At 64.2% G+C, this 21,932-nt stretch carries 20 protein-coding genes and 4 tRNA genes; 20 read left to right on the plus strand and 4 right to left on the minus strand.

Features of this window, described 5'->3' with window-relative positions; translation table 11 throughout:
- Window positions 1-26 precede the first annotated feature (26 nt).
- The 14 genes from truA to C3F42_RS25880 all read left to right on the plus strand — a co-directional run bounded on the left by truA (window position 27) and on the right by C3F42_RS25880 (window position 10,848).
- Window positions 27-881: a tRNA pseudouridine(38-40) synthase TruA gene (gene truA / locus C3F42_RS25815; protein ID WP_023632367.1), complete on the plus strand. Its 855-nt coding sequence runs from the start codon at window positions 27-29 to the stop codon at window positions 879-881.
- A 59-nt stretch (window positions 882-940) separates the two neighbouring features.
- A complete protein-coding gene (locus tag C3F42_RS25820; protein ID WP_038706537.1) occupies window positions 941-1,561 on the plus strand; it encodes a phosphoribosylanthranilate isomerase in 621 nt (206 codons plus the stop codon).
- Window positions 1,562-1,769: 208 nt separating this feature from the next.
- Window positions 1,770-2,663, plus strand: coding sequence for an acetyl-CoA carboxylase, carboxyltransferase subunit beta (gene accD / locus C3F42_RS25825; protein WP_028690439.1), 894 nt, complete (start codon window positions 1,770-1,772; stop codon window positions 2,661-2,663).
- Complete coding sequence (gene folC / locus C3F42_RS25830) at window positions 2,663-3,970, plus strand: bifunctional tetrahydrofolate synthase/dihydrofolate synthase (protein ID WP_094012613.1); 1,308 nt, start codon at window positions 2,663-2,665, stop codon at window positions 3,968-3,970. The genes accD and folC overlap by 1 nt, the downstream gene beginning before the upstream one ends.
- Window positions 3,954-4,616 (plus strand): SPOR domain-containing protein, encoded by a 663-nt coding sequence (locus tag C3F42_RS25835; RefSeq protein WP_094012614.1) that lies wholly within the window; start codon window positions 3,954-3,956, stop codon window positions 4,614-4,616. Before folC ends, C3F42_RS25835 begins: the two co-directional genes overlap by 17 nt.
- A 187-nt stretch (window positions 4,617-4,803) precedes the next feature.
- A complete protein-coding gene (locus tag C3F42_RS25840; protein WP_038706536.1) occupies window positions 4,804-5,358 on the plus strand; it encodes a CvpA family protein in 555 nt (184 codons plus the stop codon).
- 42 nt (window positions 5,359-5,400) lie between these two features.
- A complete protein-coding gene (gene purF / locus C3F42_RS25845; RefSeq protein ID WP_023631895.1) occupies window positions 5,401-6,906 on the plus strand; it encodes an amidophosphoribosyltransferase in 1,506 nt (501 codons plus the stop codon).
- 15 nt (window positions 6,907-6,921) lie between these two features.
- Complete coding sequence (locus C3F42_RS25850) at window positions 6,922-8,133, plus strand: O-succinylhomoserine sulfhydrylase (protein WP_038706535.1); 1,212 nt, start codon at window positions 6,922-6,924, stop codon at window positions 8,131-8,133.
- Window positions 8,130-8,903 carry an SDR family oxidoreductase gene (locus C3F42_RS25855; RefSeq protein ID WP_031316683.1) on the plus strand — a complete coding sequence of 258 codons (774 nt, stop codon included), beginning with the start codon at window positions 8,130-8,132 and terminating at the stop codon, window positions 8,901-8,903. The genes C3F42_RS25850 and C3F42_RS25855 overlap by 4 nt, the downstream gene beginning before the upstream one ends.
- Before the next feature lie 250 nt (window positions 8,904-9,153).
- Window positions 9,154-9,229: transfer RNA gene (locus C3F42_RS25860), tRNA-Val, on the plus strand.
- Window positions 9,230-9,310: 81 nt separating this feature from the next.
- Window positions 9,311-9,387: transfer RNA gene (locus tag C3F42_RS25865), tRNA-Asp, on the plus strand.
- An 83-nt stretch (window positions 9,388-9,470) separates the two neighbouring features.
- Window positions 9,471-9,547 (plus strand) — tRNA-Asp (locus tag C3F42_RS25870).
- 139 nt (window positions 9,548-9,686) lie between these two features.
- Window positions 9,687-9,763, plus strand: a tRNA-Asp gene (locus C3F42_RS25875).
- 197 nt (window positions 9,764-9,960) lie between these two features.
- Window positions 9,961-10,848, plus strand: coding sequence for a DUF2242 domain-containing protein (locus C3F42_RS25880; protein ID WP_038706534.1), 888 nt, complete (start codon window positions 9,961-9,963; stop codon window positions 10,846-10,848).
- Between the two features lie 203 nt (window positions 10,849-11,051).
- Here C3F42_RS25880 and C3F42_RS25885 read toward each other — a convergent pair whose 3' ends face one another.
- Both C3F42_RS25885 and C3F42_RS25890 read right to left on the minus strand, forming a co-directional pair.
- A complete protein-coding gene (locus C3F42_RS25885; protein ID WP_038706533.1) occupies window positions 11,052-12,092 on the minus strand; it encodes an AraC family transcriptional regulator in 1,041 nt (346 codons plus the stop codon).
- A gap of 4 nt (window positions 12,093-12,096) precedes the next feature.
- A complete protein-coding gene (locus C3F42_RS25890) occupies window positions 12,097-13,215 on the minus strand; it encodes a nitrilase-related carbon-nitrogen hydrolase (protein ID WP_094012616.1) in 1,119 nt (372 codons plus the stop codon).
- A 205-nt stretch (window positions 13,216-13,420) separates the two neighbouring features.
- On the opposite strand from C3F42_RS25890, the gene C3F42_RS25895 reads away from it, so the two are divergent.
- From C3F42_RS25895 to C3F42_RS25905, 3 genes are all read left to right on the plus strand, one after another.
- Window positions 13,421-15,457 (plus strand): NADPH-dependent 2,4-dienoyl-CoA reductase, encoded by a 2,037-nt coding sequence (locus C3F42_RS25895; RefSeq protein ID WP_094012617.1) that lies wholly within the window; start codon window positions 13,421-13,423, stop codon window positions 15,455-15,457.
- Window positions 15,458-16,317: 860 nt separating this feature from the next.
- Window positions 16,318-16,575 (plus strand): hypothetical protein, encoded by a 258-nt coding sequence (locus C3F42_RS29665; protein WP_177410823.1) that lies wholly within the window; start codon window positions 16,318-16,320, stop codon window positions 16,573-16,575.
- A gap of 9 nt (window positions 16,576-16,584) precedes the next feature.
- Window positions 16,585-17,478, plus strand: a complete 894-nt coding sequence (locus C3F42_RS25905) for a 1-aminocyclopropane-1-carboxylate deaminase/D-cysteine desulfhydrase (protein ID WP_104445098.1) — start codon at window positions 16,585-16,587, stop codon at window positions 17,476-17,478.
- On the opposite strand, the gene C3F42_RS25910 is transcribed toward C3F42_RS25905, so the two are convergent.
- Window positions 17,469-18,014: a cytochrome b gene (locus tag C3F42_RS25910; RefSeq protein WP_023631611.1), complete on the minus strand. Its 546-nt coding sequence runs from the start codon at window positions 18,012-18,014 to the stop codon at window positions 17,469-17,471. The two genes, C3F42_RS25905 and C3F42_RS25910, sit on opposite strands and share 10 nt — an antisense overlap.
- Window positions 18,015-18,138: 124 nt before the next feature.
- Window positions 18,139-19,134, minus strand: a complete 996-nt coding sequence (locus C3F42_RS25915; RefSeq protein ID WP_094012582.1) for a DUF1853 family protein — start codon at window positions 19,132-19,134, stop codon at window positions 18,139-18,141.
- Window positions 19,135-19,178: 44 nt separating this feature from the next.
- Here C3F42_RS25915 and C3F42_RS25920 point away from each other — a divergent pair, with 44 nt between their 5' ends.
- The 3 genes from C3F42_RS25920 to C3F42_RS25930 are packed head-to-tail and all read left to right on the plus strand — an operon-like array spanning window position 19,179 to window position 21,921.
- Complete coding sequence (locus C3F42_RS25920) at window positions 19,179-20,069, plus strand: NAD(+) kinase (RefSeq protein WP_023632574.1); 891 nt, start codon at window positions 19,179-19,181, stop codon at window positions 20,067-20,069.
- On the plus strand, window positions 20,069-21,040 hold the full coding sequence (locus C3F42_RS25925) for a metallophosphoesterase (protein WP_038706529.1): 972 nt from the start codon (window positions 20,069-20,071) through the stop codon (window positions 21,038-21,040). The genes C3F42_RS25920 and C3F42_RS25925 overlap by 1 nt, the downstream gene beginning before the upstream one ends.
- Complete coding sequence (locus tag C3F42_RS25930) at window positions 21,037-21,921, plus strand: rhomboid family intramembrane serine protease (protein WP_094012583.1); 885 nt, start codon at window positions 21,037-21,039, stop codon at window positions 21,919-21,921. Before C3F42_RS25925 ends, C3F42_RS25930 begins: the two co-directional genes overlap by 4 nt.
- Window positions 21,922-21,932: the final 11 nt, after the last annotated feature.

Below are 21,932 nucleotides of genomic sequence, written 5' to 3' on the forward strand. Positions count from 1 at the left end.
TCGTTTCATCATCAGGTTTGCCGCTCTTGGACATCATCGATACCGCCGCCGCCGAATCGGCTGCCGAAGGCTACACCCGCATCGCTTTGGGCGTGGAATACAAAGGTTCGCGCTATCGCGGCTGGCAACGCCAGGCCAGCGGCGTGCCGAGTGTCCAGCAGGCCCTGGAACAGGCGCTGTCGACGGTGGCCAACGAACCTATCTCGGTGATCTGCGCCGGGCGCACCGATGCCGGCGTCCATGGCTGCGGGCAGATCGTGCATTTCGACACCCGCGCCGTGCGCGACGAGCGCGCCTGGACCCTGGGCACCAACTTCAACCTGCCCCACGACATCAGCGTGGTCTGGTCGGCGCCCATGCCTGCGCACTTCCATGCCCGCTTCAAGGCCACCGCGCGGCGCTACCGCTATGTGATCTACAACGACCCGATCCGTCCGGCGCACCTGGCCGAGGAAGTCACCTGGAACCACCGCCCGCTGGACGTCGAGCGCATGGCCGAGGCCGCGCAATACCTGCTGGGCACCCATGACTTCAGCGCCTTCCGCGCCAGCCAGTGCCAGGCCAAGTCGCCGATCAAGCACATCCACCACCTGCGTGTGACCCGGCATGGGCGGATGATCGTGCTGGATGTGCGTGCCACCGCGTTCCTGCACCACATGGTGCGCAACATTGCCGGCGTGCTGATGACCATCGGTGCCGGCGAGCGTCCGGTGGAGTGGGCCCGCGAGGTGCTGGAAGGGCGCAACCGCCGTGACGGCGGGGTAACCGCGCACCCTTACGGTCTTTACCTGGTGCAGGTGGAATACCCGGAAGAATACGCGCTGCCGCAGCGTTACATCGGCCCACACTTTCTTACTGGCTACGAGGCGCTGGCGGACTGACGGGGCACAGGTCATTTGCTACCATCGACGCTTTCCCGATCACTCAAGGTTCGCTGTCCATGAGCAATGTTCGCAGCAAGATCTGCGGGATTACCCGCATCGAGGATGCCCTGGCCGCGGTCGAGGCCGGCGCCGACGCCCTCGGTTTCGTCTTCTATGCGAAAAGCCCGCGGGCGGTGGACGTGCGTCAGGCGCGTGCGATCATCGACGCGCTGCCGCCGTTCGTGACCACCGTGGGGCTGTTCGTCAACGCCTCGCGCTGCGAGCTCAACGAGATCCTCGAAGTGGTTTCCCTGGACCTGCTACAGTTCCACGGCGATGAAACCCCGGCCGATTGCGAGGGCTACCACCGCCCCTGGATCAAGGCCCTGCGGGTGCGCCCGGGGGATGACCTGGAGGCCGCCTGTCGGCACTACGCTGGCGCTCGCGGCATCTTGCTGGATGCCTATGTGCCGGGCGTGCCGGGAGGAACCGGCGAGGCGTTCGACTGGTCGCTGATTCCGCAACACCTGAGCAAGCCGATAATCCTTGCCGGTGGCCTGTCGGCCGACAACGTCGCCGAGGCCATTCGCCAGGTGCGCCCGTACGCGGTGGACGTCAGCGGCGGCGTGGAGCAGGCCAAGGGCATCAAGGATGCGGCAAGGATCGAAGCCTTCATGCAGGCGGTCAAGCGCGCGTGAACGCGGATGTGACGGCTGGCCGCGCGCCATCGTCCATAGCTTTCGCAGCCCGGTGCTGCCAGGCCGCGCCAGAGCGCGGGGCGTGCCGGGGAAGAATTGGAGGTGGGGCGGCCCGAGGTCGGCCCGTCGTCGCTTTACAGAAGAATTTGAGCTCAAGGGCAGGGCGGGGCCGCAAAGGTCTCCCCGGCCAATACTGGAGAAAGCAAGCATGAGCAACTGGTTGGTAGACAAACTGATCCCTTCGATCATGCGTTCCGAGGTGAAGAAGAGCTCGGTGCCGGAAGGACTGTGGCACAAGTGCCCGTCCTGCGAAGCCGTGCTGTATCGCCCGGAGCTGGAAAAGACCCTCGACGTCTGCCCTAAGTGCAACCATCACATGCGTATCGGCGCCCGCGCGCGCATCGATATCTTCCTCGATCCAGAAGGTCGCGCCGAACTGGGCGCCGACCTGGAGCCGGTCGACCGCCTGAAGTTCCGTGACGGCAAGAAGTACAAGGACCGCCTGACCGCCGCGCAGAAGCAGACCGGCGAGAAGGACGCGCTGATCTCCATGAGCGGCACCCTGATGGGCATGCCGATCGTGGTCAGCGCCTTCGAGTTCTCCTTCATGGGCGGCTCGATGGGCGCCATCGTCGGCGAGCGTTTCGTGCGCGCTGCCAACTACGCACTGGAAAACCGCTGCCCGATGGTCTGCTTCTCCGCTTCCGGCGGCGCGCGCATGCAGGAAGCGCTGATCTCGCTGATGCAGATGGCCAAGACCTCCGCCGTGCTGGCGCGCCTGCGCGAAGAAGGCATCCCGTTCATCTCGGTACTGACCGACCCGGTCTACGGCGGCGTTTCCGCCAGCCTGGCGATGCTTGGCGACGTGATTGTCGGCGAGCCGAAGGCGCTGATCGGCTTTGCCGGCCCGCGGGTTATCGAGCAGACCGTGCGCGAGAAGCTGCCGGAAGGCTTCCAGCGCAGCGAGTTCCTGCTGGAGCACGGTGCCATCGACCTGATCATTTCCCGTGACGAGCTGCGTCCGCGCCTGGCCCGCCTGCTGGCGCAGATGACCGGCCAGCCGACCCCTGAAGCGGCCAAAGAGGTCGCCGCGGTCGCGTGATGAACCAGCGCAGCCTGGGCGACTGGCTCGCCTACCTCGAACAGTTGCACCCCTCGGCCATCGACATGGGCCTGGAGCGCTCGCAACAGGTGCTTGCGCGCCTGGGGCTGGGCACGCTGGCGCCCCGTGTGGTCACGGTGACCGGCACCAACGGCAAGGGCTCGACCTGCGCCTTCATGGCCGCGTTGCTGCGCTCGCAGGGGCTAAGGGTCGGGGTGTACAGTTCGCCGCATCTGCTGCGTTACAACGAACGGGTGCTGATCGACGGCCAGGAGGCCAGCGATGAGCGCCTGTGCGAAGCGTTCGCTGCGGTGGAGGCGGCGCGTGGCGACATCTCGCTGACCTATTTCGAGATGGGCACCCTGGCGGCGTTCTGGTTGTTCAAGCACTCCGCGTTGGATGCGGTGGTGCTTGAGGTCGGCCTGGGTGGCCGGTTGGATGCAGTCAACCTGGTGGATGCCGACGTGTCGCTGGTCACCAGCATTGGCGTCGACCACGTCGATTACCTGGGCGATAGCCGCGAGTCGGTAGCCTTCGAGAAGGCGGGAATCTTCCGTCGGGGTAAGCCGGCGCTGTGCGGTGACCTTGATCCGCCGCAGCCTTTGCTGGACAAGGTGCGTGAGCTGGATTGCCCGTTCTTCCTGCGTGGACGTGATTTCGACCTGGATAGCAGCGTTGACCACTGGCATTGGCGTGGTTGCCAGCTCGACGGATCGCCCGTTGAACTGCGTGACCTGCCGTTGCTCGACCTGCCCATGGAGAATGCCGCCCTGGCCTTGCAGGCCTTCCTGCTGACGGGGCTGCCGTGGGATGCCGGCAAGGTTCGTCAGGCTTTGCTGGATACTCGTATCACTGGCCGTCTCGACCGACGTGAGCTGCTGCTCCAGGGCAGGCGCGTGGAGTTGTTGCTGGATGTCGGCCATAACCCACACGCCGCCGAGTACCTGGCCCGCCGCTTGGCGGCACGCCCGGTGAAGGGGCGACGTCTGGCGGTCTTCGGCCTGTTGGCCGACAAGGACCTGGCCGGCGTGCTTGCGCCGCTGCGCGGCCAGGTCGCCGACTGGGCAGTGGCGCCGCTGGACACGCCGCGCAGCCGCCCGGCCGCAGAGCTGGCGGATGCTTTGACGAACCTCGGTGCGTCAGTGAAGTCTTACGCCAGTGTCGCAGCTGCCCTCGAAGGGCAGTGCGCCCAGGCGACGGCGGATGACCAGATCCTGCTGTTCGGTTCGTTTTTCTGCGTTGGCGAGGCCCTGGCCTGGCTTGAACGGCAGGTTTCCGAGGATGGAGTAGATGGCAGTGCTGGATAAAGGGATGAAGCAGCGCATGGTCGGTGCGCTGGTGCTGGTGGCGCTGGCGGTGATCTTCCTGCCGATGCTGTTCACCCGCGAGGACGAGATGCGCCAGGTGCGTGTCGAGGCGCCGGAAGCGCCGGCCATGCCCAATCTGCCTCAGGTGCAGGTAGAGCCTGTCCAGGTGCCGGAGCCACAACCGCTGCCGGAGCAGAGCGACCAGCCTGTAGTGGTGGTTGATGAGTCCACGGCGCCGGTAGCTACGCCGAGCCAGCCGATCACCCCGGCACCGACTGCGGCGCAGCCTCAGCCCAAACCGCAGACTTCGGTACCCCCTCCGGCGGTAGCCAAGGTCGAGCCCCGTTTGGCGCCTGCTGCTGCCGCGGCCAAGCCCGCTGCACCTTCGAAGATCGACGTCAACGGCCTGCCGGTGAGCTGGTCGATCCAGCTGGCCAGTCTGTCCAATCGGGCCGGTGCCGAGAACCTGCAGAAGACCCTGCGCAGCCAAGGCTACAACGCCTATATCCGTTCGGCGGATGGCATGAATCGGGTATTCGTCGGGCCGTTGATCGAGCGGGCAGAAGCCGAGCGCCTGCGTGATGTGATCAATCGCCAGCAGAACCTGAAAGGCATCGTCGTGCGTTTCCAGCCGGAGCGTGGTTGACATTCCATCGCGGGGCAAACCGGCTCCCACCTGTCGCGTGGGAGTGGGCTTGCCCCGCGATGGTTTTCAAACCTGCAAAGCTGTCCCAGGAGTCAGCCTGCAGCCCTTCAAACACCTGACATTCCGCTTACCCCAAGCCCCCTTGCTCTGGTAAAATGCGCCGCCTCAAACGTCGGCAGGCAACACCGTGGCATTTACCTGGGTTGATTGGGCGATCATCGCGATCATCGCCATTTCCTCACTGATCAGTCTCAAGCGCGGCTTCGTCAAGGAAGCCTTGTCCCTGCTCATCTGGATTGTCGCCGGCGCGGTGGCCTGGATGTTCGGCGGCTCGCTTGCGCAGTATCTGGAAAGCTATATCCAGATGCCGTCCGCACGGGTCATTGCCGGCTGCGCCATTCTTTTCGTCGCCACGCTGCTGGTCGGGGCGATGCTCAATTTCCTCATCGGCGAGCTGATTCGCGTGACCGGGCTGTCCGGCACCGATCGCTTCCTCGGCATGGCCTTCGGCGCCGCGCGCGGGGGGCTGCTGGTGGTGGTGGCGGTCGGGCTGTTGAGCCTGGGGCCTGTGCAACAGGATCCGTGGTGGCAGGAATCGCGCCTGATACCACAATTTCTATTGGTAGCCGATTGGTCGAAGAACCTCATACTCGGGTTCAGCGGCCAGTGGATGTCCAGTGGGGTCAGCGCACCCGTTGACCTTCCGTTCAAGGAGCAGTTGCTCGGGCCGACCAAGCCCTGAGCGCGCTTCACTCAAGTTTCATCAAAGTAGGGGTTGCGTCGCATGTGTGGCATCGTCGGTATCGTCGGTAAGTCGAACGTCAATCAGGCGCTGTATGATGCGCTAACCGTGCTTCAGCACCGCGGCCAGGACGCTGCCGGTATCGTGACCAGCCACGACGGCCGGTTGTTCCTGCGCAAGGATAACGGCCTGGTGCGCGATGTCTTCCAGCAGCGCCACATGCAGCGCCTGGTGGGCAGCATCGGCATCGGCCATGTGCGTTACCCGACCGCTGGCAGCTCCACCTCGGCAGAGGCCCAGCCGTTCTACGTCAACTCGCCGTACGGCATCACCCTGGCGCACAACGGCAACCTGACCAATGTCGAGCAGTTGGCCAAGGAGATCTACGAGTCCGACCTGCGCCACGTCAATACCAACTCCGACTCCGAAGTGCTGCTGAACGTGTTCGCCCACGAACTGGCCGTGCGCGGCAAGCTGCAGCCGACCGAAGAGGACGTTTTCGCCGCCGTTTCCCACGTGCACAGCCGCTGTGTCGGTGGCTACGCGGTGGTAGCGATGATCACCGGCTACGGCATCGTCGGCTTCCGTGACCCCAACGGCATCCGCCCGGTGGTGTTCGGCCAGCGTCACACCGACGAAGGCGTCGAGTACATGATCGCCTCGGAAAGCGTGGCCCTGGACGTGCTCGGCTTCACCCTGATCCGCGACCTGGCGCCGGGTGAGGCGGTGTACATCACCGAAGGCGGCCAGATGTTCACCAAGCAGTGTGCGGAAAACCCGAAACTCCAGCCGTGCATCTTCGAGCACGTCTACCTGGCTCGTCCGGATTCGATCATCGACGGTGTCTCGGTGTACAAGGCGCGCCTGCGCATGGGCGAGAAGCTCGCCGAGAAGATCCAGCGCGAGCGCCCGGACCACGACATCGACGTGGTCATCCCGATTCCCGACACCAGCCGCACCGCGGCGCTGGAACTGGCCAACCACCTGGGCGTCAAGTTCCGCGAAGGTTTCGTCAAGAACCGCTACATCGGCCGTACCTTCATCATGCCCGGCCAGGCCGCGCGCAAGAAGTCGGTGCGCCAGAAGCTCAACGCCATCGAGCTGGAATTCCGCGGCAAGAACGTGATGCTGGTGGATGACTCGATCGTGCGCGGCACCACCTGCAAGCAGATCATCCAGATGGCCCGCGAAGCCGGCGCCAAGAACGTCTACTTCTGCTCCGCGGCCCCTGCGGTACGCTACCCCAACGTCTACGGCATCGACATGCCGAGCGCTCACGAACTGATCGCCCACAACCGTACCACCGAACAGGTGGCCGAGTTGATCGGCGCCGACTGGCTGATCTATCAGGACCTGCCGGACCTGATCGAATCGGTCGGTGGCGGCAAGATCAAGATCGAGCATTTCGATTGCGCGGTGTTCAACGGTGAGTATGTCACCGGCGATATCGACGAAGCCTACCTCGACCGCATCGAGCAGGCCCGTAATGACCTGGCCAAGGTGAAGACCCAGGCGGTCAGCGCGATCATCGACCTGTACAACAACTGATTTGGGAGCGACGGCATGACCGAACAATGGGATGCCGGTCGACTGGACAGTGACCTCGAGGGTGTCGGTTTCGACACCCTGGCGGTGCGCGCCGGTCAGAACCGTACACCGGAGGCCGAGCACAGCGAAGCGCTGTTCCTGACCTCCAGTTATGTTTTCCGCACGGCTGCCGACGCTGCCGCGCGCTTTGCTGGCGAAACGCCTGGCAACGTCTATTCACGCTACACCAACCCGACCGTGCGTGCCTTCGAGGAGCGCCTGGCGGCCATGGAAGGCGCCGAGCAGGCCGTGGCCACCTCCACCGGCATGGCGGCGATTCTCGCCGTGGTCATGTCGCTGTGCAGTGCCGGCGACCATGTGCTGGTATCGCAGAGCGTGTTCGGCTCGACCATCAGCCTGTTCGAGAAGTACTTCAAGCGTTTCGGCGTGCAGGTGGACTACGTACCGCTGGTCGACCTGGGCGGCTGGGAAAAAGCCATCAAGGCCAATACCAAGCTGTTGGTCGTCGAGTCGCCGTCCAATCCGCTGGCCGAGCTGGTCGATATCAGCGCCCTGGCCGAAATCGCCCACGCCCGTGGCGCGCTGCTGGTGGTGGACAACTGCTTCAGCACCCCGGCCTTGCAGCAACCGCTCAAGCTCGGTGCCGATATCGTGTTCCACTCTGCGACCAAGTTCATTGACGGCCAGGGCCGTTGCATGGGCGGCGTGGTGGCCGGTCGCAGCGAGCAGATGAAGGAAGTCGTGGGCTTCCTGCGTACCGCCGGCCCGACCCTCAGCCCCTTCAACGCCTGGGTCTTCACCAAGGGCCTGGAGACCCTCAAGCTGCGCATGCGCGCCCACTGCGAGAGCGCCCAGGCGCTGGCCGAGTGGCTCGAGCAGCAGGACGGTGTCGAGAAGGTCCACTACGCCGGCCTGCCGAGCCATCCGCAACATGAACTGGCCAAGCGCCAGATGAGCGGCTTCGGCGCGGTGGTCAGCTTCGAGGTGAAGGGCGGCAAGGAAGGCGCCTGGCGCTTCATCGACGCCACCCGGGTGATCTCGATCACCACCAACCTCGGTGACAGCAAGACCACCATCGCCCACCCGGCAACCACCTCCCACGGCCGTCTGACGCCGCAGGAGCGTGAAGCGGCGGGTATCCGCGACAGCCTGGTGCGTGTGGCGGTCGGGCTGGAAGATGTGGCCGACCTGCAAGCCGATCTGGCCCGCGGCCTGGCGGCGCTGTGATCGACTGGAAGGGTGGCGAGCCCGGCCATAATGGTCGGGTGGCCCTGGTGACCGGTGCCGCCCGCGGCATCGGCCTGGGCATTGCTGCCTGGTTGATCTGCGAGGGCTGGCAGGTAGTGCTCAGCGACCTGGACCGCCCGCGTGGTGCCAAGGTTGCCAAGGCCCTGGGTGACAATGCCTGGTTCATTACCATGGATGTGGCCGACGAGGCCCAGGTCAGTGCTGGAGTGTCCGAGGTGCTCGGGCAGTTTGGCCGGCTGGATGCGCTGGTGTGCAATGCGGCGATCGCCAATCCGCACAACCAGACTTTGGAGAGTCTGTCCCTGGCCCAATGGAATCGGGTGCTGGCGGTCAACCTCAATGGCCCGATGCTGCTGGCCAAGCACTGCGCACCTTACCTGCGCGCCCATGGTGGTGCGATCGTCAACCTGGCCTCCACCCGTGCCCGGCAATCCGAACCGGATACCGAAGCCTATGCTGCCAGCAAGGGCGGGCTGGTCGCATTGACCCATGCCCTGGCCATGAGCCTGGCGCCGGAGATCCGCGTGAATGCCGTGAGCCCGGGGTGGATCGATGCCCGTGACCCCTCGCAGCGGCGCGCCGAGCCGCTGAGCGACGCCGACCATGCCCAGCATCCGGCTGGCCGGGTAGGGACGGTGGAGGACGTGGCGGCGCTGGTGGCGTGGCTGCTGTCGCGCCAGGCGGGGTTTGTCACCGGCCAGGAGTTCGTGGTCGATGGCGGGATGACCCGCAAGATGATCTACGCCTGAGCTGTAACCTGTTGAGATGTAAGACAAAGGGGCCGAAAGGCCCTTTTTTGTCGGTTGTCCCGGCCCTGTCGCGGGGCAAGCCCGCTCCCACGCTGTGGGCGTCTGGATTGTGGGGGGCGTGCTTGCCCCGCGATCAGGCTGCCTTTTTTGCCCTTTTTGAAAAAAACTTCAATGGGGGTATTGACTTAGCATCGGTACCTGCGTAAATTTCGCGGCCTCAGCGAAGCAAACGCAACAAGCAACATCGCGGGGGTGATTAGCTCAGCCGGGAGAGCATCTGCCTTACAAGCAGAGGGTCGGCGGTTCGATCCCGTCATCACCCACCACTTCCTGAGAGCGTTTCTGGTCCAAGGTGCTTTGCAAGAAGCCCTCTGGCAGAGAGAAACAGGACGCAAGTCCAGCACTGCGCGGCGGTAGTTCAGTCGGTTAGAATACCGGCCTGTCACGCCGGGGGTCGCGGGTTCGAGTCCCGTCCGCCGCGCCATTTTATTCCAGATGGGTGCTTGCACCGGTCTGAGGCCGAAAGGCCAGGTCCCAGTTTCAATCAGGCGCAAGCCTGAACGATACGCAGCGGTAGTTCAGTCGGTTAGAATACCGGCCTGTCACGCCGGGGGTCGCGGGTTCGAGTCCCGTCCGCTGCGCCATCTTTCGCCAAGAGCCCCATGAACGCTCGAGGCAAGCAGAAAAGGCGATGATAAGTCGCCTTTTTTGTTCCTGGCTTTCGCGCTGTAGCGCTTGAAAGCTCAGATCCCAGTTTCAATCGGGTGCAAGCCCGAACGATACGCAGCGGTAGTTCAGTCGGTTAGAATACCGGCCTGTCACGCCGGGGGTCGCGGGTTCGAGTCCCGTCCGCTGCGCCATCTTCGCCTCGAGGCCCTTTGAACACCTCGAAGCAACGGAAAAGCGACCTTAGGGTCGCTTTTTTCGTTTCAGCAACTTGCCCGACCATGGGCAAGGATTTCCAACAAAGCTGACAGACTCTTCACCGATCAAAGGTTTCAGCCGCTGATCGATGTGATGCACAATACGCCCCATTCGTTTCTTCCCGGAATTGGCAATGTCTAGATCAACCGTCTATGGCGCGCTCGGGCTGGCCCTCGTGCTGGCGGGCGTGTCCGGCTGTTCCTCGAAAAAGGCCGCCGTATACGAGCATGAGAACTTCGATGACTCGGGCACCTTTTCCCGCACCTTCGCCACCAGCGAAGCGGGCTCCTGCGAGGCGGCGCGCCGTGCGCTGCTCAGCCAGGGCTACATCATCACCAGCAGCGATGCCAACCAGGTCGCCGGCAACAAGAGCTTCCAGCAGAACGCCGAGAACCACCTGCAGATCAGCTTCAACATCACCTGCGTTTCGGACATGAGCGACAAGCATCGCTCGACCATGTTCGCCAACGCCCTGCAGGATCGCTATGCCCTGAAGAAGTCCAACACTTCCGCCAGCCTCGGCGTGGGCGTGCTGGGCTCGGTGTCGATGCCGATCGGCTCCACCGACGACTCCATGGTCAAGGTGGCCAGCGAGACGGTCACTGCTGCGCAGTTCTACGATCGTTACTTCGCCCTGGTCGAAAGCTACCTACCGAAACCGAAGAAGCCGGAGAAGTCCGAGCCTGCCGCCGAGCCGAAGGTGGAAAAACCTGCCGCCGACCTGGGCCTGCCGGAGCCTGCGCCCGCAGCCCTCGCGCCCGTACCGCAGCCCGCCACGCCGGTAGCCGAAAGCGTGGCAGAGACACCGGCTCCGGTATCGACACCGGTTGCTGCCGCCCCTGCCGCAGCGCCTGCGCCCGTTGCCACCCCAGCGCCTCCCGTGCCGTCCAGCGAGGCCCCGGCCGCGCCGGTGGTGGATGACAGCAAGGGCTCGCAACCCATCGCGCCGCCTGTCGAGCCAGCGCCGATCCAGATCCAGCAGGAAGCCCCGGCGGCAGAGCAGGCGCCGGCGCCACTCTGACTCGTCGATAACTTCCTGGATGCCTGCTACGTTTATCGTTCATAGGGCTGTAATCATTCTGTCATTACGCTGGCTTAGGTTGGCGCAATGACAGAAGAACGACGAATGAGGGGCGTGAAGATGGACGATTACCAGGAAGAACTGCTCGAGTTCCAGGCCTATGAGCTGGACCTGCCGGAGCCGGCCGACGACGCCACCGAGCTCTAACCGACTTGCCGCTGATGGCGGCGAAACTCCCCCGGGGTCAGCCCCGTCCAGCGCTTGAACGCGCGCTGGAACGCCTCTGCCGAGGCGAATCCCAACAGATAGGCGATCTCGCCGAAGGCCAGTTCCGTATCGCGGATATAGGTCTCGGCCAGGTCACGCCGTGTGTCGTTGAGCAGGTTGCGAAAGCGCGTGCCTTCCTCGGCCAGCTTGCGGCGCAACGTCCAGGTCGGCAGTTGCAGGTGCCGCGCCACTTCCTCCAGGTCCGGTTCGTGCCCGCCATTGAGCAGTGGGCCCAACAGGTGGGTGATGCGCTCGCCCAGGCTGCGCACACGGGTGCGCTGGGCCAGTTCCGCTTCGCACAGCTGCAGTAGGTGCTGCCAGGTACTGGGGCAGTGCTGCAGGTTGGGCAGGTCCAGGGTGGCCCGGCTCAGGCGCAGTTGGTTGGCCGTGCCACCGAAATGCACGGTGCCCGTACACAGGCCTTGGTATTGCGTGGCGTAGGTGGGAGTGTCGAATTCGATCTCAAGACGTTCGGCTTGCACCGGCCTGGCGCTGAGGGCACCGAGCTGCGCGAGCCAGCCCGCGAGCATCGAGTCGACCACGAAGTGGTTGTAGCTGTTGTAGGGGCTGATGGAATAGAACCTCAGCCAAGCGCCCTGGGTATCTTCGTGGAAACTCGACCGACCCCGGTAGTTGGCGGCATACAACGGTTCGAAGCGCAGCAGGGTGCGGGCGGCTTCGCCGAGGGTGGGGGCCTGGGCGGCAGTCACCCCGGCCAGCCCGGCCTGGGCCAGGCGGCTCAGGCGCCCCATGTGTAGGCCCAAGGCAGGTTCGGCGGACAAGGCGATCGCTGCATGCCCCAAGTGCATGTAGCGCGGAATCGACAAGCGTGCACCCGGCTCGGCCAGGCGCCTGGCGTCAAGGCCGTAGCGTAGCAGCAGCGGCTGCGGGTCATGGCCGAGCTTGGCAAGTGCTTCTGCCAGGGGCTGGACGAAACCTACCGACAGGTCACCCAGGCGCACACGGGGGCGGGGCATCGCGTCACAGCCACAGGTTGAGCAGGCGCGCACCGTGGCTGTCGTTACCGACCCACAGTGTGCCGCTTTGGCTGGCAAAGCCCTGCCCGTCGCTGCCCAGCTCCCAGAACTGGCCGCGCATGAACACGCTCATGCTCGGGGTGCCGGCATTGGCGGCCAGCGGTAGTTGTTGCCAGGCGCGTTGCTCACTGACTTCGCCTCGTCGCAGCGGGAGGTCGGCCGCCTGCGCCTGATGGCGGTTCCCACGCCAGGGCGCCTGCCAGCTGTGCTTGCCACTGAGGAAGACCGGGTTGGCGATCACTTGCACCGATTGCGCGGCCAGTTGCCGGTGGTTGTCCGGATACCAGCTATCGCTGCCAATCAGCACGCCCAGGCGCCCGGCGGGGGTCTGCAATACCTGCAGAGGATGATGCCGGCCATCATGGATATAGCGCCGGTTTTCGCTGTCGGGGTATTGCTGTGACTGCGGCTGGCCGAGCACCGAACCATCGCTGGCGAACACCAGGCTGCTGTTGTACAACGGGCCGTTGCCGGTGCGCAGGACGCCATTCTCGACGTAGGGCGCCGGCAAAACGATGGAGCCCGCCACCAGAGTGACGCCGAATTCCCGGGCCAGGTTGCCGAACAGTTGCTGGTAATCGGCGGCCATCTGGGCCGCTTTCATGCGCAGGTGGGCATCCGAGCGGCGGTCGTCACCGCTGGCTGCTAGCATGGCCAGGCCATAGCGCAGAGGATTGCTCAACTCCAGCCATTGCCAAGCCTCGCTGCGTTGGGTCACCTGGTAAAGCTCGCGCTTTTCGCCACGGGCCCACAGCCAGGTGCCAATATGCTCGGGGAGTACCACCACGGTACGTGGATTGACCAGCCCTTGCGCGCGCGCCTGCTCCAGATAGGCCGAGAGCTTGCGGTGCAGGCGTGTCAGATTCTGATAGTCGCCTGGATACAGCAGTGGCTCGACCCCGAGCAGGTTGCCGTGCTCGCCTGGCACGCCTTGGTTGAGGGCCAGGTCGATGCGCAGGTCAGACAGGTAATGGCCCTCAGGGCGCTGCAGGGTCCAGAAGCCGTAGCCACAGAGGGCGGCGAGGGTGACCAGCGCCAAGGCGCCGACTAGCAGTTTTCGCATGGAGCGTTCCAGCGTTGTGCGGTAGAGGTGCCTTAGGGTAGACCTGCTGTGCAGCAGGATCAATAAGTTGTCAGTTTCGATCATTGAGCGCGTTCAAACGCCTGTTTAATGTCGGCCTCAGACAACCGACGGGCCCCGCGAGCTGGTGTAGACAGCGGCAGAGGCGCCCGCATTCCCGTGATCACGCCAACTGTGGAGTTCATCCATGGCTACTGAACGTTACCCGCACTTGCTGGCTCCACTCGACCTGGGCTTCACCACCTTGCGCAACCGCACCCTGATGGGTTCGATGCACACAGGCCTCGAAGAACGCCCCGGCGGCTTCGAACGCATGGCCGCATACTTCGCCGAGCGTGCCCGTGGTGGCGTCGGCCTGATGGTCACCGGTGGCATCGCGCCCAACGATGAAGGCGGCGTTTACTCCGGCGCGGCCAAGCTCAGCACCGAAGAAGAGGCCGCAAAGCACCGGGTCGTCACCGAGGCCGTGCATGCCGCCGGTGGCAAGATCTGCCTGCAGATCCTCCACGCCGGGCGCTATGCCTACAGCCCGAAGCAAGTGGCGCCCAGCGCCATCCAGGCACCGATCAACCCGTTCAAGCCCAAGGAGCTGGACGAGGAAGGCATCGAGAAGCAGATCCGCGATTTCGTCACCTGCGCAAGCCTGGCCCAGCGCGCCGGCTACGACGGCGTCGAGATCATGGGTTCGGAAGGCTATTTCATCAACCAGTTCCTCGCCGCCCATACCAACCACCGCACCGACCGCTGGGGTGGCAGTTATGAGAACCGCATGCGCCTGGCCGTGGAAATCGTGCAGCGGGTGCGCGAGGCGGTGGGGCCGAACTTCATCATCATCTTCCGTCTGTCGATGCTCGACCTGGTTGAGGGCGGCAGCACCTGGGACGAGATCGAGCTGTTGGCCAAGGCCATCGAGCAGGCTGGCGCCACACTGATCAACACTGGCATCGGCTGGCACGAGGCGCGCATCCCGACCATCGCCACCAAGGTGCCGCGCGCGGCGTTCAGCAAGGTCACCGCCAAGCTGCGTGGCGTGGTGAGGATCCCGCTGATTACCACCAACCGCATCAATACCCCGGAAGTGGCCGAGGCCGTGCTGGCCGAGGGCGATGCCGACATGGTCTCCATGGCCCGGCCGTTCCTGGCCGACCCCGATTTCGTCAACAAGGCAGCCGAAGGCCGTGGGGACGAGATCAACACCTGCATCGGCTGCAACCAGGCGTGCCTGGACCACACTTTCGGCGGCAAGCTGACCAGTTGCCTGGTCAATCCGCGGGCCTGTCACGAGACGGAGCTCAACTACCTGCCTGTGCAGGCAGTCAAGCGCATCGCCGTGGTCGGCGCCGGACCGGCGGGCCTGGCGGCCGCCACCGTGGCTGCCGAGCGCGGCCATGCAGTGACGCTGTTCGATGCTGCCGGCGAGATCGGTGGCCAATTCAATGTGGCCAAGCGGGTGCCGGGCAAAGAGGAGTTCTACGAGACCCTGCGCTACTTCCGTAACAAGGTGAAGTCCACGGGGGTTGAGCTGCGCTTGAATACCCGTGTCGACGTCGCCGCGTTGGTGGCCGGCGAGTATGACGAAGTCATCCTGGCCACCGGTATCGCACCGCGCACGCCGGCCATTCCCGGCATTGACAATGCCAAGGTGCTGAACTACCTGGACGTGCTGCTCGAGCGCAAGCCGGTGGGCCAGCGGGTGGCGGTGATCGGTGCGGGTGGTATTGGTTTCGATGTGTCCGAGTACCTGGTGCACCAGGGCGTGGCCACCAGCCAGGACCGTGAAGCGTTCTGGAAGGAGTGGGGGATCGATACGCAGCTGGAGGCTCGTGGTGGTGTGGCCGGGGTGAAGGCAGAGCCTCACGCGCCGGCGCGCCAGGTCTACCTGCTGCAGCGCAAGAAGACCAAGGTTGGCGACGGCCTGGGCAAGACCACCGGCTGGATCCACCGCACGGGGCTGAAGAACAAGCAGGTGCAGATGCTCAACAGCGTCGAGTACCTCGGCGTGGACGATGCCGGCCTGCATGTGCGCATCGGCGAGGGCGAGCCGCAGGTGCTGGCGGTGGACAACATCGTTGTCTGCGCGGGGCAGGAGCCGCTGCGTGAGTTGCATGATGGCCTTGTGGCGGCCGGGCAATCGGTGCACTTGATCGGTGGCGCTGATGTGGCGGCTGAGCTTGATGCCAAGCGGGCGATTAACCAAGGGTCGAGATTGGCGGCCGAATTGTAATTGTTTGAACTGGTGATGAGCCAACTTTCACAGGTGAGGTTTTCCTTTGGCAGTTGGCTTGTCAGCGAGTAGCTGTAACTGAAGAAGCACTGCGAGTAGTGTTCATATGCTCCATGTATCTTGCTCTTGCTCTTGCTCTTGCTCTTGCTCTTGCTCTTGCTCTTGCTCTTGCTCTTGCTCTTGCTCTTGCTCTTGCTCTTGCTCTGCTTTTGCTTCTAAGTGCGCGATAGTTCAGGCGACACAAATTGCGACTTCAGGAGGCCGAACGTAGGTCTTGCGGAGGGAGGTGACGGGCATGGATGCCCGTCAAGCGCTGCGCCCCAGGATGGGGCGTTCAGCGCGGTCCTCCCGGGAGCAAGGCCGGAGTGAGGGGACCCCGGAGCGAAGCGTAGGGGCCGGATGAATGGAGCGAGGATTTTTTGGTTCCTTTTTGATCCTTCAAAAAGGGACCCGCCGTAAGGGCGGAAAGGTGATTATGCGTCACCGTCGGAAATGAATGCGCTTATAAATTTCAAAACACACACTGTGTAAGTCAAAGTCAAAGTCAAAGTCAAAGTCAAAGTCAAAGTCAAAGTCAAAGTCAAAGTCAAAGTCAAAGTCAAAGTCAAATGCGATTGGCGTGGGTTTCCACAGTTATAAGCGCATTCATTTGCTATAATGACGCATATTCACCCTTTCGCCACCCGGCGAGTCACTTTTTGTCAAACGCCCGGAGCGCCGGCCGGACAAAAGTAACCAAAAAACGCTGCGCTCCATTCATCCGGCCCTCCGCTTCGCTCCGGGTTCCCTCACTCCGGCCTTGCTCCCGGGAGGACCGCGCTGAACGCCCCATCCTGGGGCGCAGCGCTTGACGGGCATCCATGCCCGTCACCTCCCTCCGCAAGACCTGCGTTCGGCCTCCTGAAGTCGCGAAGTTACGGGCGGCGCCTGGGCTGACGCAGCTGTCGCTAGCTGGGTATGGCGCTAGACTCCTGATCGGCAACGGCAACGGCAACGGCAACGGCAACGGCAACGGCAACGGCAACGGCAACGGCAACGGCAACGGCAACGGCAACGGCAACGGCAACGGCAACGGCAACGGCAACGAGCAGCACGTATGCATCTGCGTGATCAGATAAACTGCCTTCATGTCTGATTTTTCTCTCCCCCAAGCCCCCCTGCAACGCCTCGACCTATCTTGGTTACGCTACGCGGGAATCGAAGCTGCGGTCCTGCGCCTGGACCTGATCGACCCGCTGATCAGCGGCAACAAATGGTTCAAGCTGCGTCATCACCTGCTCCAGGCCCGCAAGGCCGATGCACCGGGCCTGATCAGCCTGGGTGGCAACCATTCCAACCATCTCCACGCCTTGGCCACCGCCGGCAAGCGCTTCGGCTTTGCTACCGCCGGGCTATTGCGTGGCCACCCCCGGGAAACACCGACGGTACAAGACCTTCGAGCCCTGGGCATGGAGATGCACTGGCTCGGTTTCGGCGGCTACCGCAATCGCCATGAACCCGGCTTCTGGGAGCCCTGGCAGGCCCGCTACCCGGGTTGGCACTGCATCCCTGAAGGCGGTGGCGGCCAAGCTGGCGCGCAGGGCTGCGGTTTGATCGTCGCGCAATGCCGAGCGCAATTGGCAACGCTCGGCTGGACGGACTACGACGCCTGGTGGCTGGCGGCAGGCACCGGCACGACCTTGGCCGGAATGGTGCTGGAAGAGGCGGGCAGGCATGTGGTCCATGGCGCCCTGGCCGTGCCCCTCGACCACGGTGTACCGGAAACCGTCGCGGCGCTGGCGGGTGCGCACGGCTATCAGTTGCACGACGCCAGCCGTGGCGGCTTTGCCCGTATCGATGACGCACTGCTGGCGTTTATCGCCGACACCGAACGGCAAACCAGCATGCCGCTGGAGGCGCTCTATACCGGCAAAGCCCTGCTGGCCCTGCGTGACCAGGTCGAGGCCGGGCGTTTTGTCCCCGGCACCCGCCTGGTGTTCCTGCACACCGGAGGCCTGCAGGGACGACGCGGTTACTTGTAGGGCAGCATGCGCAACAGCGTGTTGTCGCGCCGTACATAGTGGTGATAGAGCCCGGCCAGCGCGTGCAGGCCAATCAGCCAGTAGCCCCAGCTGCCGATGCGTTCATGCCAGCCCTTGATGAACTTGCTCAGGTCCGGGTCGGGGGCGACGATCGCTGGCAGCTCCAGGCCATAGAACGGGATCGGCTTGTCGGCGGCACTGAGTATTGCCCAACCGGCCAGCGGCAGGCCGATCATCATCAGGTACAGCAGCAGATGCACCAGGTGCGACAGACCCGTCTGCCAGGCCGGAGGCTTGGGCACGATCGCCGGAGTGGGGCGCGACAGGCGCATGGCCAGACGTAGCCACACCAGTACGAACACTGTCAGGCCGAGCATGAAGTGCAGGTCCTTCATCAAGTCACGTTCGGCACTGCCCTTGGGGAACAGGCCGCGCAGTTCAATGCAGGCGTAGACGGCGGCCAGCAGCACCAGCATCAACCAGTGCAGGGCGATCGACAGCCGCGCGTAATGGGTCGCGGGAGTGGATGAAACCATGGGGAGTCCTCGTCATCAGGTCGGAGAGGGCGCTCTTGTTGGCGCCTGGCTGTCATCGTACGGGTGCTGTGTAAAAATTGTGTTGATATGGATAGGCAAGATGGCCCCTTACAGGATGTTCTACTCAACCAGCCCGGGGAAGATGTGGCCATTTGTCTGCCACCAGAAACACCCGCTCGGCTTCTTGCCAAGCGCCGTGCGCATCCTCCTCAAGCCTGACGAGCAATTGTGCCGGGGCCACCTGATCCAGTTCTTGCAACCAACGATCAAACTGCTCAACTGTCCAGCAACTGCCTGCTTCGACCCGTGCCGGCGCCAGCCACCCATGCCGGGGCAGTGGCTGCCAGCGTCCGGCAGGACAGCGCTCGAGGTAGTCCGCCCAATCCCGCCGATGCAACCAGTGCCCGCGTGAATGCGCCGGATGGGCGCCAGCGGGTGCCTCGGCATACCCAGGCCAGGGGTAGAACAGATAGCCGCCGAGCCACAACCGGGCTTCAACTTCTGCGATTCCCAGCGCGGCCAGTGCGGCGCGGCTATGGGGCTGGCCGGAGATGGTCAGTTGGTGCCCAGCCAGGTGTGCCAGCTTGGTCCCGAGGCGGTCGTGGCAGCCGGGGCCGAGCCAGCGCGCTGGGTCTTGGCCATCGCCAGAAGGCGGACCAAGGTAGAGCTTGATGGCCAGCTCCAGATGATGATCGCCTTCGTAGTCGCGCAGCAGTATGTCCAACTCGCCCAATGTACGTCCGCCATTGCGAATTGCCAGATTGGCCGCCAGTAGCTCGACGCCCGGTGCCTGGTGCAGGGCGAACTGCCATAGGCTTTCGTAGTACATGCCCAGCCGCCGACTGTTCAGGCGTTCCAGCCAGCTCGACAGCGGCGCAGGCGCTCGATCGAGCACCGCGAGCCAGTGGTCCAAGTGCTGTGGATCAGTGGCCCAGGCGCTACCCTTCAGCGGATGGCGCTGAGGGCAGCCGGCCTGCGCCAGCAGTGGGGGGGACAGCAGCGCCCAGGCCAGATCGCGCACGGCGGGGTGATGCAGTTGGCGGGGCAGGTGCTCAAGTTCGGCGAAGGGCATCATCCTGCCAGCATAGCCGGTTTGCTGCTGGCCGGTCCTTTCGCCCATAATCCCGGCATTGTCACCCCGCCGCAGAGCCTCGCAGGAGCACCATGGAGCAATTTCGCAATATCGGTATCATCGGCCGCCTTGGCAGCTCCCAGGTGCTTGACACCATTCGCCGACTGAAAAAATTCCTCCTCGAGCGCCACCTGCACGTGATTCTCGAGGACACTATCGCCGAAGTCCTGCCCGGTCATGGCCTGCAGACCTCGACACGCAAATTGTTGGGCGAAGTTTGCGACCTGGTCATCGTCGTCGGCGGCGACGGCAGCCTGCTTGGCGCCGCCCGCGCTCTAGCCAGGCACAATATCCCGGTGCTGGGAATCAACCGTGGCAACCTGGGCTTTCTCACCGATATCCGCCCCGACGAGCTGGAGGAGAAGGTTGCCGAGGTACTCGACGGTCATTACCTGGTGGAGAACCGGTTCCTGCTGCAGGCCGAGGTGCGCCGTCACCATGAGGCCATCGGCCAGGGCGATGCGCTCAACGACGTGGTGCTGCACCCGGGCAAGTCGACGCGGATGATCGAGTTCGAGATCTACATCGACGGCCAGTTCGTCTGCAGCCAGAAGGCCGACGGCCTGATCGTCGCCACTCCGACCGGCTCCACCGCCTACGCGCTGTCCGCCGGTGGCCCGATCATGCACCCCAAGCTGGACGCTATCGTCATCGTGCCGATGTACCCGCATACCTTGTCCGGCCGGCCGATCGTGGTCGACGGCAACAGCGAGCTGAAGATCGTCGTGTCGAAGGACCTGCAGATCTACCCGCAGGTCTCCTGCGACGGCCAGAACCACTTCACCTGCGCTCCGGGCGATACCATCACGGTGAGCAAAAAGCCGCAGAAACTGCGCCTGATCCATCCGCTGGATCATAACTACTACGAGGTCTGCCGCACCAAGCTCGGCTGGGGCAGCCGCCTGGGCGGCAGGGACGACTGATGCTCGATCCGGCGCGCAGTTTCGACATCATCGGTGACGTGCACGGTTGCGCGCTCACCCTCGAACGCTTGCTCGACGCCCTCGGCTACAAGCGCATCGGCGGGGTCTGGCGGCACCCGCGGCGCCAGGCGTTGTTCCTGGGCGACATCGTCGACCGCGGCCCGCGCATCCGCGAGGCGCTGCACATCGTTCATGACATGGTCGAGGCCGGCCAGGCGTTCTGCATCATGGGCAACCATGAGTACAACGCCCTGGGCTGGGTCACCCCGGCGTTGCCGGGCAGTGGCAAGGCCTTCGTGCGCGAGCACACCCCACGCCATGCCCGGCTGATCGACGAGACCCTCACCCAGTTCGCCCAGCACCCCGGCGACTGGCACGATTTCATCCAGTGGTTCTACCAGCTGCCGCTGTTCATCGACGCCGGTCGCTTCCGTCTGGTGCATGCCTGCTGGGACCCGCGGCTGATCGAGCCGTTGCGCCTGCAGTACCCCACGGGCTGCATCGACGAGCACTTCGTGCAGGCTTCGGCAGTGTCCGGCAGCTTCGCCTCGACGGTGTGCAACCGCCTGCTGCGCGGCACTGACATGCGCCTGCCGGACGGCCTGACCTTGACCGGTGGCGACGGTTTGACCCGCGCCTTCTTCCGCACCAAGTTCTGGGAGGAGGACCCGCAGACCTACGGCGACATCGTCTTCCAGCCCGACGCACTGCCCGATGAAGTGGCCCGCACGCCGCTCAGCCACAGCCAGAAGAACGCCCTGCTGCGCTATGCCGAGGACGAACCGTTGCTGTTCGTCGGCCATTACTGGCGCAGTGGCCGGCCGGCGCCGATCCGCGACAACCTGGCCTGCCTGGACTACAGCGCCGTGCTCTATGGCAAGCTCGCGGCCTACCGCCTGGACGACGAGACCCGCATCGATCCGCACAAGTTCGTCTGGGTCGATGTCGACCGCCCGCAGGCTAGCCAATGAATGTGATCGAAGTGCTGCGCCTGCCGCTGGCGGTCGATCTCAGCGGTTTCGTCGTCCTGCTGCGCCGTCTGCAGGTGCCGCACCGGGTGGTGGAGGAGGGCGAGGAGCAGGTGCTGTGGGCGCCGCCGGCCATGGCCCACGACGTACTGGAACTCTATCGGCGCTTCCCTGAGGGCAATGCCGACCTAGAAGCGATACCCGAACCTGTGGACGCTGGCATGCCGACCGCCCCGGCGGCGCCTTCGCTGAAGGAGCAGGCCATGGCCTGCAAGGTCACCGCCGCCGTACTGATCCTGAGCCTGGTGGTCGCCGGGGTGACCGGCCTGGGTGACAACCTCTCGACCATCGGCTGGTTCACCTTCCTGTCGTTCAAGGTGCAGGGCGACTACCTGTACTTCACCCCCTTGCTCCAGGGCCTCGCCGAAGGCCAGTGGTGGCGCCTGGTGTCACCGATGCTGCTGCACTTCGGCGTGCTGCACCTGGCCATGAACGGCCTGTGGTATTGGGAGCTGGGCAAGCGCATTGAGCTGCGCCAGGGCCCGTGGATGTTGCTGGGGCTGACGCTGTTGTTCAGCCTGGTATCCAACCTGGCCCAGCATTTCACCAGCGGGCCGAGCCTGTTCGGCGGGCTGTCCGGCGTGCTCTACGGCTTGCTCGGGCATGTCTGGCTGTACCAGTGGCTGGCGCCGAACCCGCAGTTCAACCTGCCCAAGGGCGTGCTGGTGATGATGCTGATCTGGCTGGTGATCTGCCTGAGTGGCGTGGTCGGCCAGCTCGGCTTTGGCCAGATCGCCAACGCCGCACATGTCGGTGGGTTGCTCATCGGATGCCTGACGGGGCTCTTGGGTGGCGCGCTGGCGAGGCGTAAACTGACGGCCTGACTGAGGAGACA

The organism is Pseudomonas sp. PONIH3, from assembly GCF_002934345.1.
GTDB lineage: Bacteria > Pseudomonadota > Gammaproteobacteria > Pseudomonadales > Pseudomonadaceae > Aquipseudomonas > Aquipseudomonas soli.

What these genes read in the sequence shown, in the direction of transcription:
- C3F42_RS25820 (WP_038706537.1), top strand. Translation starts at nt 941, where the DNA reads ATGAGCAATGTTCGCAGCAAGATCTGCGGGATTACCCGCATCGAGGAT.
- accD (WP_028690439.1), top strand. Translation starts at nt 1,770, where the DNA reads ATGAGCAACTGGTTGGTAGACAAACTGATCCCTTCGATCATGCGTTCC.
- folC (WP_094012613.1), top strand. Translation starts at nt 2,663, where the DNA reads ATGAACCAGCGCAGCCTGGGCGACTGGCTCGCCTACCTCGAACAGTTG.
- C3F42_RS25835 (WP_094012614.1), top strand. Translation starts at nt 3,954, where the DNA reads ATGGCAGTGCTGGATAAAGGGATGAAGCAGCGCATGGTCGGTGCGCTG.
- purF (WP_023631895.1), top strand. Translation starts at nt 5,401, where the DNA reads ATGTGTGGCATCGTCGGTATCGTCGGTAAGTCGAACGTCAATCAGGCG.
- C3F42_RS25850 (WP_038706535.1), top strand. Translation starts at nt 6,922, where the DNA reads ATGACCGAACAATGGGATGCCGGTCGACTGGACAGTGACCTCGAGGGT.
- C3F42_RS25880 (WP_038706534.1), top strand. Translation starts at nt 9,961, where the DNA reads ATGTCTAGATCAACCGTCTATGGCGCGCTCGGGCTGGCCCTCGTGCTG.
- C3F42_RS25885 (WP_038706533.1), bottom strand. Translation starts at nt 12,092, where the DNA reads ATGCCCCGCCCCCGTGTGCGCCTGGGTGACCTGTCGGTAGGTTTCGTC.
- C3F42_RS25890 (WP_094012616.1), bottom strand. Translation starts at nt 13,215, where the DNA reads ATGCGAAAACTGCTAGTCGGCGCCTTGGCGCTGGTCACCCTCGCCGCC.
- C3F42_RS25895 (WP_094012617.1), top strand. Translation starts at nt 13,421, where the DNA reads ATGGCTACTGAACGTTACCCGCACTTGCTGGCTCCACTCGACCTGGGC.
- C3F42_RS29665 (WP_177410823.1), top strand. Translation starts at nt 16,318, where the DNA reads ATGCCCGTCACCTCCCTCCGCAAGACCTGCGTTCGGCCTCCTGAAGTC.
- C3F42_RS25905 (WP_104445098.1), top strand. Translation starts at nt 16,585, where the DNA reads ATGTCTGATTTTTCTCTCCCCCAAGCCCCCCTGCAACGCCTCGACCTA.
- C3F42_RS25910 (WP_023631611.1), bottom strand. Translation starts at nt 18,014, where the DNA reads ATGGTTTCATCCACTCCCGCGACCCATTACGCGCGGCTGTCGATCGCC.
- C3F42_RS25915 (WP_094012582.1), bottom strand. Translation starts at nt 19,134, where the DNA reads ATGGGCGAAAGGACCGGCCAGCAGCAAACCGGCTATGCTGGCAGGATG.
- C3F42_RS25920 (WP_023632574.1), top strand. Translation starts at nt 19,179, where the DNA reads ATGGAGCAATTTCGCAATATCGGTATCATCGGCCGCCTTGGCAGCTCC.
- C3F42_RS25925 (WP_038706529.1), top strand. Translation starts at nt 20,069, where the DNA reads ATGCTCGATCCGGCGCGCAGTTTCGACATCATCGGTGACGTGCACGGT.
- C3F42_RS25930 (WP_094012583.1), top strand. Translation starts at nt 21,037, where the DNA reads ATGAATGTGATCGAAGTGCTGCGCCTGCCGCTGGCGGTCGATCTCAGC.